Here is a 13,336-nt window from a genome sequence, read left to right as displayed (position 1 = left end):
GATTAAAGCTACTTAATGCGTTGCGAGGAATACATTATTCCTGACTAGAATGAACCTGTATCGAGCATTTTGTAACGGATAGCTAAACGGGTCAACTCAACGTCACCGCCGATCCCCAGTTTGGCAAATAGTCGATAACGATAGCTATTGACAGTTTTAGGGCTTAAATTTAATTTTTCAGAAATATCATTAACCTTTTCACCATTGGTTATCATCATCATAATTTGCAATTCTCGCTCAGACAAACTGCTAAATGGATTCTCGTCAGAGTGGTTGAATTGGCTTAGCGCCATCTGTTGCGCAATTTCTGGCGACAAATAACGTTGACCACGAGCCACTTGAGTAATGGCACGCAATACTTCTGGCGATGTGGAACCTTTGGTTAAGTAACCAGAAGCACCAGCCTGCATCACTTTGGTCGGAAAAGGGTCTTCTGTTTGTACGGTTAACACAATAATTTTAGCGTCTGGCTGATAGCGTAAAATCTTACGGGTGGCTTCTAATCCCCCCATACCAGGCATATTCATGTCCATTAAAATGACATCCGCTTCATTTTGTCGAGACCACTGTACGGCTGTTTCTCCATCAGGTGCTTCACCGATGACTTTAATACCGCGTTCATCTTCCAAAATGCGACGAATACCCGTTCTCACGAGTTCATGGTCGTCAACCAAATATACAGATATCACGTAAACCCACCTATTATTATGCGTAATTCATTTTTGAATTTTAGGGCCGTTTTTATATATAAAACATTTATATGTAAAATCTTATCGTAAAAAAACACCGGTAACATTGCATATTTTACATATCTCATTTATCTGCTTGAATTTAGCATCTTTACATTTACTGACACAAGCAAAGTCAATTATTAACGTGAGAAATGAATGTAAAATAGGCAATTTTGTTACCTTAGCATTGCAATTTAACCTTTTTAAATCATTCACCCTGCAAGGTGATAATAATAGTACGCGCCGAAGCATGGTCGCGATGTTCACATAAATATAAACCTTGCCAAATACCCAAGTTCAAACGCCCATGGGTAATCGGAATAGACTGACTAGAACCAATCAGGGTCGACTTGATATGCGCAGGCATATCATCGACACCTTCATAAGTATGCTGGAAGTATGGCGCACCTTCTGGTGCGAGTACATTAAAATGCCGTTCCAAATCGCCACGAACAGTAGGATCAGCATTTTCGTTTATCGCCAGCGATGCTGAAGTATGCTGAATAAACACATGCAATAAGCCAACATTGATACCTCCTAGCTCTGGCAGCCGTGCTATCACTTCATCAGTAATTAAATGAAATCCTCGTCTTTTAGAGTTAAGTGTCATCTCTCGTTGTAACCACATCAAATAAATCCCTCTTCAAGCGACTCGCACAGATGAATAAACCATTAAGCAACAACATGCAGAACGAAATACAAAGCATACATCAGAGCAGTGTTAAGACTGAAAAAAATGAGGCTATTGTCACACAATTTACTCACTATTTACCGAACAATTAACCGATTAATATCAATTTCACTGTTCATAGAGTAGTTACATCCTTAGCAATATAAGAACATCTAAAAGAATATCCGAAAGAACATCATTAGATTTAACAATTATTACTTTACAAACAATAATATAGGGGAATTTATTTTTGTATACTTTTGGATTGATTATGAAATGTAGATAATAAAGGCTAGGTTTGCAAAGATTTAAACGGTCTATATATATTCACCATTAATGCTAACTAAACAGAAAAATGATCATAAATTGGCATCTGCATAACTTTAAGCACTGTGCTTTAAGGGTAACGAAGCATACATCATCGTAACCAATACATTATTCTAAGGCTGGATAATTTCCGCCAGAAAGCAAAAAGGCACAACCTTAAGTTATAAGGTTGTGCCCGTTAACACTTTTGTCAGCAATCCGGCTGAAATTTGCTCCCTGCACCATCCATGTAAACATGCTTCCTGCAGTCCTTTTCCCTGTTCTCATTTCCTTGTCTATTTGTGTAACACAAACAAACGCATGAGTTTCATTCCGTTGAACAGCCTATCCGTTGACTGAGCGGTAAATCTATTCAATCCGTTGAATTATCCCAGCTGCATCCTGCAGCCCTATCCTTTTTTTCCTTGTGTCGACTATTTACTGTCTTCACCCATCCTTGATTCGGCTATCCATTTGCCGAGCTTATGCTCAAATCCATGAGCGTGTCCTAGTATCATCCTTAATATTCTTAAGCATCATTAGTCTTATTTCTCATCCTAAGAAAACCAACTGATGACCCGCTTTCGATAACTACATTCTAGCCAAAATAAACGCCGAGAAAAGTCACTCTACTCCATTTAAATACACATCTCACATGTCAGTAAATCGTTAGAAAAATGTAATTGCCTGATTTTAAAAGATTAAAAATAATTTATAACGTTAAACACTGACAACTTTAGATAAGATCCCTTACACACTTGTAGGATATTGCTTACAAAAGCGTGAGCAAGTTAATACTTCCAGGGTTATTTGCGCCATAAACGCTTTATCATTTGAGCAAACATGACCCAATCTGCCCATAAACTGTATAGCGGATAAGTGAATGTTGCGGGGCGATTTTTTTCAAATATAAAATGCCCTAACCATGCAAAACCATAACCGACTACCGGCAACCACAATAGCTGCCACCAATGTTGGTTAATCAGAGTGTTAATAATAATCACAACAATAATGCTACTGCCAATGTAATGCAGTCTTCGACAAACGGGATCTTGATGTTGCGACAGATAAAATGGATAAAACTCTGCAAATGAAGAATAACGCTTAGGTTCCATTACTCACTCCTTATTAACAACTCGCTAATGGTATGCTCTGTTAATATTAGATTATTTCATTTTAGACACTATGCCTTACTGTAAAACAATATTTCACCTTCAATATTGCCAATACTCACAGTGGCAATGCTGACAAATTCTTGTTTCACGAATGCTTGATGGTGCGAAGAGTTACTCACAAATACCCCAATGCCATCAAGCCCAGGTTGCTCATCACACCAACTCAATACCGCTTGAATTAACTTGGCACCATAACCTTTTTGCTGCTCATTGGGGGATAAGGCAATAAATTGCAAAACCCCGCATTTTTGCGAAGGAAGATGTTCTAAAATGCAGGTCTCTTTTTGCATTAACCCTTGAGTTGATTTCCATCCTGTACCCAACATCATTTTAAAACGCCAATGCCAATAACGCCCCTCACCCAAAGGTACTTGTTGCGTAATCACACAGGCAACCCCAATTAAACGGTCACCGTCAAATAGGCCAATTAAAGGTTGTTCTTGTTGCCACTGTTCATTTAACTCTTCACGAATCGCCGCTCGAAGTTTCTGTTCGTATTGTTGATTGTCATCTTGCCCAAGTACCTCGATAAAATAGGGATCATCATGATAAGCATTATAAAGAATAGAAGCTGCGACTCGTAAGTCTTCTGCCGTCAAATAGACTGCACGTAAAGTTTCCAAGGTGTTATTGTCCATTATTATTCCTTGTTGGTTAACTCGCTAAACTTAACTTAACAAGTTTGAAACATTGTACAAGTTTTGTTTACCCATTTTACCTGTTAGCGGTTGTGAGTGTCAGTTGTTTGCAATTTATCTCATCAAGACGGATACTAAAATTGTTTATCTAACCATCATAAGGAATGCGCCAAATGGACACTACATCAAATGATTTAAGTCACTTATTTAAGCAATTAGGTTTGCCTCACGATCAAGAGGGAATCGACGACTTTGTTATCCAAAACAAACTGGATAAACACACATTAATTACTGATGCCGATTGCTGGAATTCAGGTCAAAAAGCATTTTTAAAAGAGGCATTATTACAAGACGCCCAATGGTCAGAAGTGATTGACCAATTGGACGTGATGATGCGAGCTAAATTGTAATTAACACTTAATGTCGGATAACCTCACTCGGCAATTAGTGCTGTCTGTAGGCGGTATCACCCCAGCCCACTAAAACGTCATCTTTGAACACAATTGGCGTGCATTCATCTTTGGTTGTTTTACCATCGCCTTCTGCCCATTGGGTACGATAAAACAACACTTTGATGGATTGCTCTGCATTATTTTGAGCCGACTTGGTATAAGCTTCACTAAAATCAGCCGTTCCCATTAAGGTTGTGACTTGATCACTGCTCATTCCCATAGACAATTTGCTCAACAGATCACGATTTTTATCTTGTTGCACTTGCCAATAATCAGCACTTTTACCCGATTCATGGTCTCCGACACTAATAACACAACCACTTAATCCTAGTGATGTAGCGCCAATTAATGCCGCTGCGATAAGTTTTAATTTCATGTTGCATCCTTTTTGTTAAAATAAAATCCGCATTGTATTTACAGATCCTTTAAGCCAAAATCGTGCCATAAAATAATATACTGATTTATATAGCTTTATGTTTTAACTCAACAAGAAAGTTAGTTAATCTCACTATATGGAATTAAGGAATTAAACCAACAATGAGTCCAATTGAACAAGTACTTGCCGCAGCAAAATCAATTGCTAACAATGGGCATACGCCCAGCTTGGCGCTGATAAAAAGTCGTTTAGGCAATAGCATTCCGATGCCTACCCTTATCCAAGGTTTACAACAATTTAAGGCGCTGCCTAAATCTGAGTGGCAACATTTACCGGAATTAGCAGACATTCCATCAATAGCCGATGTCCCATCACATGATCAACCCGATCTTACTCAAGTGATCCAACAGGTTATGACCCTACAACAACACATTAGTCAGTTAACCCAACGAGTTACTGAGTTAGAAAACCAATTACAAAATAATATGACTCAAAGCTACATAATCAATAATAAGGCTGAGCAGTAGATGTTTGTCACCGAACTACGCTTTGAATGTTTTGCCGATACGACAATTGATACGGTAGAGAAAGCCATTAACGCTTTTCTTGAAGCCTTACGAGCTAATGGACAAATTTTAGGACGTGAATTTGCGGTCGCCTTTAATGACGGTGAATTTAGAGTTCGTTTGCTGTTACCTGAAAAAACCAGCTTAGCTAACCGCCACAGTAGCCCATGGGTAAAAGTAGCCTTAGCAGGCCTAACAGCAGCTAAGCTATTGGCTCCTAGAGAGAAATTCATCGGCCAAGACATTAACTCCGAAGCCAGCAATACCGATACGCCTTCATGGCAACTGCTGTATACCAGTTATGTGCATATGTGTTCGCCACTGCGTAATGGCGATAACCTGTTACCAATACCTCTTTATCAGCTGCCTGCTACTTTTAATGGCGATCACAAACGCATCATAAAATGGCAAACAGAGTGGCAAGCATGCGATGAACTGCAAATGGCCGCAGCCACTAAAGCAGAGTTTGCAGCTTTGGATGAGATCACTCGAGCGGACAGTGACTTATTTAGACGCGGTTGGGATTTACGTGGCCGGATAGAATATTTAACTAATATCCCCACCTATTATTACTTATACCGTGTGGGCGGCGAATCATTGCAAGCAGAGCTAGCTCGCCCCTGCCCACGCTGTGGATCTAAAGATTGGAAGCTAGATGAGCCACTTTTAGACATGTTTCATTTTCGCTGCGAGCCTTGCCGTATTGTGTCTAATTTGTCTTGGGATCATCAATAAATGGAATTGTGCCATTGAGTTATCAGCAGATTATTTCCTACTACAAAGATTGTTATAAGGAAGATAGCGCCTCCATCAATCTTTGGAATGTGAACAAGTTTAAACAAGAAGATCGTCTCATTCTTGAAGGGCAAGATGAGCTAGGGACAGGTTTTTTACCTCGTTTGCCTATCCCGCAAGAATTTGCTGAGCCAATGCTTAAGCGAGTGGCAATGTACCAAAGGGAAAGAATACTGCTGTACGCACGATTTCTATTTGTCGGTAAAGTCACTATAAAAGGTGAGCTCAAAACGGTTGTCTCACCGCTGCTGTTTAATGAAGCCACCATTGAACAACAAAACAATAATTTCTATTTTTCAGCCCAAACAGAAGACACTGAAATCAATGAAGCCCTGCTGCAACAATTGCTACCAGAAGATAATGAGCTTTCAGAAGATCTCATCAATGAAGATATACATTCACCATCTTTTTGGACCTCATATTTTAGCAGTAATCAAATTGACATAAACTCACTAGAGTTATTGCAATATCCCAGGCTTGCTGGGCACCAAGACATTAAAAAAGCATTAACCCAAGACACTCCCCGCTTATTACCTATTTCGATGCTACTTTTTGTCGAGAGGTCATCGAGCAGTCGCGGTGTACTTCACGAATTAGAAAGTATCATTAGCGCTAACGAGCAATCAGCTCCTATTTGTAAACTGTTTAACCAAACGTTTGAAAAACGTGCTGTAAGACTCAGAGCCCCAACACTTAAATATGACTTTTTACCGGGGTTATTATCTACGCCACAAAAGAAAGTTATTCATATCGCTGCCAATGCCGATTTAGGCTGCGTATCTGGTCCGCCAGGAACGGGCAAGAGCTACACCATTGCTGCTGTTGCTGCCGAACATATGGCGCGCGGTGAGTCGGTGCTTATTGTGGCAAATAATGACGTAGCCCTTGATGTGATTGCAGATAAATTGGCGAGTAATTTTAACTTGGGCGAAGTGTCTATTCGCGCAGGACAAAAAGCATTTTTAAAACAATTAAAAGACTATACCGCGGACTTACTCGCTGGATACTTTAGCGATGACTTAAGCCAAAACCCGCAAGCATGTGAAGACGAACTGAATAAGCTGCAACGATTACTGATAAAACTGGAAAAACGTTTCCTGGCGTTCAGTCGCAAGTCTATTCGCCGTGGTTTGCACCTACATAAACTTCAAGCACAACAATCAACATGGCTAAAACGGGTTTATTTGTTTTTTACCCAGGGGTCAATAAACCAATGGCATCATCAATGGGATGCATTAAACACTATCAATAACCATACGGTTACGCGGGAAACACTCGCAGCTGAATATCTTAACGCACTCAAAAAGAATAACTTAAACACATTAGTTAATCAGCACCGTAAATCGCTACAGGCCTTTAACCAAGCGATTCGCAGTAGAACGTCTAGTAAACAACTCGCGTTATTTGAAAAAATAGAATACGCCACATTATTTGCCGCGTTTCCCATCTGGCTCGCCAGCTTAAACAGCCTGCACAGAGTATTGCCACTTAATCGTGAAATGTTTGATTTAGTGATTATTGACGAGGCAACACAGTGCAACATTAGCAGTTGCTTACCTGCGCTATACCGTGCAAAACGTGTACTGATTGTTGGCGACACTAAGCAATTAAAGCACTATTCCTTTTTAGCCAGAAGCAAACAAACTCAATTGCTTGCCAAAAATAATGTGCCCGAAAGCAGCCCAGGAGCCATCAGTTATCGAGATAACTCCATCTTAGATTTAGCGTTAAAAACATTAGCTAGCGCGCAAGAGTTGGCCTTTTTAGATGAACACTTTAGAAGTAAGCCTGAGCTGATTCATTTTAGTAACCAGTCTTTTTATCAATCTAAATTAAAAATCATGCAACATCGCCCCTGCACCAGTTCAGGTCATTTACACCTTCAGCGTGTAGCAGGCACTCGTGACGCATCGGGCGTTAACCCACAAGAAGCACAGAGTTTATTAGCAGAGATCCAACATCAAATAACACAAGATGCCCAAACAGGCATCACTCATAGTATTGGGATTATCTCGCCTTTTAGCGCACAGGCTGAATATATCGCCACATTGATTGAGCAGAAGATCCCTCAAACCGATGTCATTAAACACAGCATACGTGCAGCTACGCCGTTTGGGTTTCAAGGCGAAGAGCGGGATATCATGCTGATTTCGTTTGCAATTGATAACGACAGTAAACGCGCGGCTGCATATTTAAATAAAGCGGATGTGTTTAACGTCACCATTACCAGGGCTCGTCAAAAGCAGTTGATCTATTTGTCTATTGACGACTCGTTACTACCAGAACACAACCTGTTACGCCAATATGTTACTTCTATAACAACCTTTAATGCCAAACACAGCGTGACCTCAGAGATAGACACATTTCAGCAAGATCTTATTGAGGCATTAACCCAGCACAACATTGATACTTGGGCAGGGTATACCATTGCCGGTACCGAAATAGACCTATTGTGTCGTTATGCAGACAAATACCTTGCTGTTGATCTTATTGGTTTTCCTGGGCCTTGGGCTAACTTTTTTGAGCTAACAACCTACAAATTATTTAAACGGGCTGGCGTTGAAGTATTGCCCATAAGCTACGGATTGTGGATTGTTGATAAACAAGCGTGCATAGACAAAATAACTCAGACACTAAAGTGTGGAGAAAATAACCTAAGCGAAGCATAAAGGAGGATATTACGAGGAAGATGAGTGTTTGAATGCTCGAGTTTGAATGCTCGAGTTTGAATGCTCGTGTTTGAATGCTCGTGTTTGAATGCTCGTGTTTGAATGCTCGTGTTTGAATGCTCGTGTTTGCATGCAATGAACGCATTAAAGCACCATAAAATGGCACTTCAATGCTTGATGCGGTTACTTTTTGCGTAACAAATAATCCCACATGGTTTTAATGCGTTGCCAAATACCTGGATGATCTACCGTATGAGGTAATTCCTCGACGGGTTTTGATGGCGGTTTGATCATCGGCGATATTTGCTCTAAAAACGCCGTTAATGATTCGGCTAATTTAGTGCGCTGTTTTTCACCTGGAATTTCAATCCACACGCTGCCATCATCATTGTTTACCGTTAGCATTTCGTCGTCATCATCTAGCACACCGATAAACCAAGTTGCTGGTTGTTTGAGCTTTTTCTTCATGATCAAATGACCAATTACATTTTGTTGCAAATTTTCGAAGTCATCTTGATTCCATGCTTGGAGTAATTCACCGTCGCCAAATGATGCAGTAAACGGTAATGGCGCGGAAAAATACTGGCCATAAAATGCATGAATATCTTGGTGTAATTGAATATTTAATGCATGCTCCACGTTACTAAAGTCAGCGACATTGTCACGTTTAATGGGCTGCCAGAACACAGTATCATCAGTGTCCGCATTAAAGGTGCCTTGAATACATATTGAGTCTTCGCCCAAAGGATAATAGCGCGGAAATTCAGATAGCGTATCTTGATAAGATTTAAGATAGTTTTTTATAAAGCAATCTAATGCAGATGAACAAGACACTTAAGCCACTCGTAGTTTATAATAAAACCATATTTTGACACGGAAACCGATTAGATGACACACAATCACGACCCTTATAGTGATGCAGCAGCATTAAAAGGCCTAACATTAGGCCAAGCAACTGCTTATCAAGCTGAGTATGACGCGTCACTGCTGCAAGGGGTTCCACGTAAACTTAACCGAGATGCTATTGAATTAAGTGGTCAACTCCCTTTTCACGGTACCGATATTTGGACCGGATATGAATTGTCTTGGCTTAATGCTAAAGGCAAGCCTGTTGTTGCCATTTTGGAAGTTCAGTTAGATATCAACAGTGTCAATTTGATTGAATCTAAATCTTTTAAGCTGTACTTAAATAGTTTTAACCAAACTAAGTTTGACAGTGTCGAAGCCGTACAAGAAACGTTAAGCCGCGATTTAATCGCTTGTGCCCAAGGTGATCTGACCGTCAAAGTCATCGAACCAAAGCATTTTAATCTTGAACGTATTATTGATTTACCGGGTACTTGTATTGATGACTTGGATATTGAAGTCGACGAATACGCATTTAATCCCGATCATTTAATCGGTGGTACAGATCCTGACAAAAACGTGGCTGAAACACTGAATTCAAATTTATTGAAGTCTAATTGTTTAATCACCTCTCAGCCAGACTGGGGCAGCGTGATGATCCGTTATCAAGGCCCTAAAATTGATCGTGAAAAACTGCTGCGCTATTTAATCTCTTTCCGCCAGCATAACGAGTTTCACGAACAGTGCGTTGAGCGTATTTTTGTCGACTTAAAAAAATACTGCCAGTGCACTAAGTTAACCGTTTACGCACGTTATACGCGTCGTGGTGGCTTAGACATCAACCCGTACCGCAGCGACTTTGAAAACCCACCGGAATCAAATCGCCTCGCGAGACAATAATCGCCATCACATATAGCGATATTAACAAAAAGCCAATCTCTCTAAGATTGGCTTTTTGATTAATGTTCCATGCATTATGAACAACCATATGCATTATGCATCAGTTTTTCAATTATTTCCCTTAACCAAATACATGACTTATCTAATGCATGTTTTGTCGGCCAAATGCTGTATAAATTTATTGGCCGAGTCTTAAAAGGTAATTCAAGCAAGGTTAGTTTAAACAGTTGCGCATAGCTTTGGGTAAAAGTATATGGCGCTATGCCTATGGCATTCGACTTACTGATTAACGACAACATACTCAAAATAGACGACTGCTCACTGTATAAAGTGCGCTGCGGTAATGGATCATTAGAAATGATATCTGCAACACGCATATTATCGCGATGTAGACGATACATAACGTGCTCGGCGGCAAAAAAATCATCGCTGCTGACATGGTTTTTTATCACTGGATGATGTTGACGTACCACACAAATAATCCGCTCTTGGGCGACCTTTTTAAAACTAAACATTTTTAGTTTTGGCGGCATAATATCCACTACCAAATCTACTTTTTGCATTTGTAAGTCTTGAAACTGTTCCGCCTCTAATACTGGTGAATTACGTAGCACCACCCTGACAGACAAATTAGCTAATGCTGTATCTAATTGCGGTTGTAATAAATCGATAACAGCTTCATTGGCATAAATGGTAAAAACTCTTCTAGAGGTACTGGGATCGAACGCTTTAACTCCCATCAAAGTTTGTTCAATGGTATCTAGCATTGGCTGAACAGTATTAAATATATGTAACCCTGTTGCTGTAGGTTCAATACCACGACCAACACGAATAAATAATTCACAACCCAGTGTGTTTTTAAGACGGCTAATCGCATTGCTCACAGACGACTGCGTCAACCCTAACTGTTCTGCTGCGCGGGTGATTGATGATTGCTGGCTTACAGTACAAAAAACTCGCAGTAAATTTAAATCCAATGCTGGCAATTTATTGGCAAACGCATCGCTCATACTCATTCCTTTTAGGTCAAATACATTCATATAAAAAATGTTTCATCACCATTTCACTATAGTTATTTTTTGGTATTTAACCACTAAGATAGTTTCATCAACGTTAAAACATTTATCTTTAACTATATGAGGACTTACCATGAAAAAATCTATCATCGCACTATCAATGATTTCGACCCTGTCACTCAATGCTTTAGCCGCTCAGCATGAACACGACCACTTAAGTGTCGATTACCAGGGAAAAGAAGCGACTCCAGCAACGGCAGCCCACAATGCCGAGGTAGCCAAAACGCTTAACTTTAATGACAAAAATGCGTTCACCCGTTTCAACCAAAATAGAATTGCCGAGTTTGATCAAGCCACCGCAGATATTCTGCGTGCAGAATTTAGCTTTATCAGTGATAAATATCCTGACTCAGTTAACCCGTCGCTATACCGCCAATCACAGCTTAATATGGTCTCGAACGGATTATATAAAGTCACCGATGGCATATATCAAATTCGTGGTACTGACTTGTCAAATATGACCTTAATTCGCGGTAAAACAGGTTGGATTGTTTATGATGTGTTATTAACCAAAGAAGCGGCGCAGCAATCTATCAAATTTGCTTTTGAACACCTTCCTGAAGGGAATACATTACCGATTGTTGCAATGATTTATTCACATAGCCATGCTGACCACTTTGGCGGAGCCCGGGGGATTCAAGAGCTATATCCTGATGTAAAAGTGTACGGGTCAAACAATATTACAACCGAAGTGGTTGCCGAAAACGTACTCGCAGGCAACGCTATGAGCCGTCGAGCCAGCTACCAATATGGCGCAACTTTGGGCAAACATGATCATGGTATTGTTGACGCTGCGCTTGCTAAAGGTTTATCCAAAGGTGAAATTACCTACGTAAAACCCGACTACGAACTTAATCAAAAAGATAAATGGGAAACCTTAACTGTCGATGGACTTGAAATGGTGTTTATGGATGCCTCAGGAACAGAAGCAGCCAGCGAAATGGTCACTTATATTCCTTCAATGAAAGCCTTATGGAGCGGGGAATTAACCTACGATGGTATGCACAATATCTATACTTTACGCGGCGCAAAAGTACGCGATGCATTAAAATGGTCAAAAGACATTAACCAGATGATCAATTCATTTGGTCAAGATGTTGAAGTGCTATTCGCATCGCATTCAGCACCAGTATGGGGTAACAATGAAGTAAATCAATACCTTAAAATGCAACGCGACAATTATGGTTTAGTTCATAACCAATCACTGCGATTAGCTAATCAAGGCGTAGTATTACAAGATATTGGTGACGCCATCATGGACACCATTCCACAGCAGGTAAAAGATCAATGGTACACCAATGGCTATCATGGCACTTACAGTCATAATGCTAAAGCTGTTTACAACATGTATTTAGGCTACTTTGACATGAACCCAGCTAACTTAAACCCATTGCCATCGCAACAAGAAGCGACAAAATTTGTCGAGTACATGGGCGGCGCCAACAACGTTGTCGCAAAGGCCAAAGCAGATTTTAGCCAAGGTGAATACCGTTTTGTAGCTACAGCGCTTAACAAAGTGGTTATGGCAGATCCAAGTAACCAAAGTGCTCGAGATCTACTAGCCGACACCTACGAGCAACTAGGTTATCAAGCTGAAGGGGCTGGTTGGAGAAACATCTATTTAACCGGTACTCAAGAGTTAAGAATAGGAATTCAGCCAGGTACACCTAAATCAGCCTCTGCAGATGTATTGAGCGAAATGGATATGCCGACTTTATTTGACTTTTTAGCCGTAAAAATAGATAGCATTGCCGCAGATAAACTGGGCGATATTAGTTTAAATGTGGTGACTAAAGCCGATAAGACGGAAGTTGAAAGCACAATATTTGTAGAGCTTAGTCATGGTAATTTGAACAATATTGTTGTTAATAAACTTCAAAAAGGTGATGCAACGTTAACCATTGCCAAAGCGGATGTTGTCAGTATTTTATTAGGTCAAACCACGTTAACGCAATTAATTGAACAAGGTGATGCCAGTATGACTGGCGACAAACAAGCCTTTGGGAAAATTGCCTCGACCTTAGTACAATTCAATGACAAATTTGAAATTGTACCGTTAAAATAATTACCAGATCGTACCATCTTCTTGATCTTGGCTTTAGTCTTAGCCGAAGCATTGCTTCGGCTAAGTCATCA

At 40.1% G+C, this 13,336-nt stretch carries 13 protein-coding genes; 6 read left to right on the top strand and 7 right to left on the bottom strand.

The features are described from left to right. Positions 1 to 44: 44 nt before the first annotated feature. The 4 genes from uvrY to AAEY98_RS03825 form a co-directional block, all read right to left on the bottom strand. Positions 45 to 689, bottom strand: a complete 645-nt coding sequence (gene uvrY, locus AAEY98_RS03840) for a UvrY/SirA/GacA family response regulator transcription factor (protein WP_011638098.1) — start codon at positions 687 to 689, stop codon at positions 45 to 47. Positions 690 to 939: 250 nt separating this feature from the next. Beyond that, positions 940 to 1,359 carry a secondary thiamine-phosphate synthase enzyme YjbQ gene (locus tag AAEY98_RS03835; protein WP_350996284.1) on the bottom strand — a complete coding sequence of 140 codons (420 nt, stop codon included), beginning with the start codon at positions 1,357 to 1,359 and terminating at the stop codon, positions 940 to 942. Between the two features lie 1,154 nt (positions 1,360 to 2,513). Then, the gene (locus AAEY98_RS03830) at positions 2,514 to 2,822 is read right to left on the bottom strand and encodes an Mpo1-like protein (protein ID WP_350996287.1); all 309 of its coding nucleotides are present in this window, start codon (positions 2,820 to 2,822) and stop codon (positions 2,514 to 2,516) included. A 68-nt stretch (positions 2,823 to 2,890) separates the two neighbouring features. Then, entirely contained in the window at positions 2,891 to 3,520 is a 630-nt protein-coding gene (locus tag AAEY98_RS03825; RefSeq protein ID WP_351015091.1) for a GNAT family N-acetyltransferase, read from the bottom strand. Positions 3,521 to 3,693: 173 nt separating this feature from the next. Between AAEY98_RS03825 and AAEY98_RS03820 the strand changes: the two genes are divergently transcribed. Further along, complete coding sequence (locus AAEY98_RS03820) at positions 3,694 to 3,930, top strand: DUF2789 domain-containing protein (protein ID WP_101087772.1); 237 nt, start codon at positions 3,694 to 3,696, stop codon at positions 3,928 to 3,930. 34 nt (positions 3,931 to 3,964) lie between these two features. Here AAEY98_RS03820 and AAEY98_RS03815 read toward each other — a convergent pair whose 3' ends face one another. After that, positions 3,965 to 4,348 (bottom strand): DUF3192 domain-containing protein, encoded by a 384-nt coding sequence (locus tag AAEY98_RS03815; RefSeq protein WP_162022700.1) that lies wholly within the window; start codon positions 4,346 to 4,348, stop codon positions 3,965 to 3,967. Positions 4,349 to 4,509: 161 nt separating this feature from the next. Here AAEY98_RS03815 and AAEY98_RS03810 point away from each other — a divergent pair, with 161 nt between their 5' ends. The 3 genes from AAEY98_RS03810 to AAEY98_RS03800 all read left to right on the top strand — a co-directional run bounded on the left by AAEY98_RS03810 (position 4,510) and on the right by AAEY98_RS03800 (position 8,378). Beyond that, positions 4,510 to 4,875, top strand: coding sequence for a hypothetical protein (locus AAEY98_RS03810; RefSeq protein ID WP_192115301.1), 366 nt, complete (start codon positions 4,510 to 4,512; stop codon positions 4,873 to 4,875). Then, a complete protein-coding gene (locus AAEY98_RS03805; protein WP_101087769.1) occupies positions 4,876 to 5,649 on the top strand; it encodes a Zn-ribbon-containing protein in 774 nt (257 codons plus the stop codon). 89 nt (positions 5,650 to 5,738) lie between these two features. Then, positions 5,739 to 8,378, top strand: coding sequence for a DEAD/DEAH box helicase (locus AAEY98_RS03800; RefSeq protein ID WP_351015088.1), 2,640 nt, complete (start codon positions 5,739 to 5,741; stop codon positions 8,376 to 8,378). Positions 8,379 to 8,561: 183 nt separating this feature from the next. On the opposite strand, the gene syd is transcribed toward AAEY98_RS03800, so the two are convergent. Beyond that, positions 8,562 to 9,212 (bottom strand): SecY-interacting protein, encoded by a 651-nt coding sequence (gene syd / locus AAEY98_RS03795; protein WP_350976488.1) that lies wholly within the window; start codon positions 9,210 to 9,212, stop codon positions 8,562 to 8,564. 54 nt (positions 9,213 to 9,266) lie between these two features. Between syd and queF the strand changes: the two genes are divergently transcribed. Continuing rightward, positions 9,267 to 10,124, top strand: a complete 858-nt coding sequence (gene queF / locus AAEY98_RS03790; RefSeq protein WP_162022696.1) for an NADPH-dependent 7-cyano-7-deazaguanine reductase QueF — start codon at positions 9,267 to 9,269, stop codon at positions 10,122 to 10,124. 74 nt (positions 10,125 to 10,198) lie between these two features. Here the strand turns inward: queF and AAEY98_RS03785 are convergent, their stop codons facing one another. Then, a complete protein-coding gene (locus AAEY98_RS03785; protein WP_351015086.1) occupies positions 10,199 to 11,134 on the bottom strand; it encodes a LysR family transcriptional regulator in 936 nt (311 codons plus the stop codon). Positions 11,135 to 11,273: 139 nt separating this feature from the next. Here AAEY98_RS03785 and AAEY98_RS03780 point away from each other — a divergent pair, with 139 nt between their 5' ends. Beyond that, positions 11,274 to 13,265 carry an alkyl/aryl-sulfatase gene (locus tag AAEY98_RS03780; RefSeq protein WP_351015084.1) on the top strand — a complete coding sequence of 664 codons (1,992 nt, stop codon included), beginning with the start codon at positions 11,274 to 11,276 and terminating at the stop codon, positions 13,263 to 13,265. Positions 13,266 to 13,336 lie beyond the last annotated feature (71 nt).

Origin of the sequence: Shewanella sp. AC91-MNA-CIBAN-0169 (genome assembly GCF_040310165.1) — a bacterium.
In the GTDB taxonomy this organism is placed as follows: domain Bacteria; phylum Pseudomonadota; class Gammaproteobacteria; order Enterobacterales; family Shewanellaceae; genus Shewanella.
Note: the sequence above shows the minus strand (reverse complement) of the source record. Positions and strands in the feature narration are given on the sequence as shown.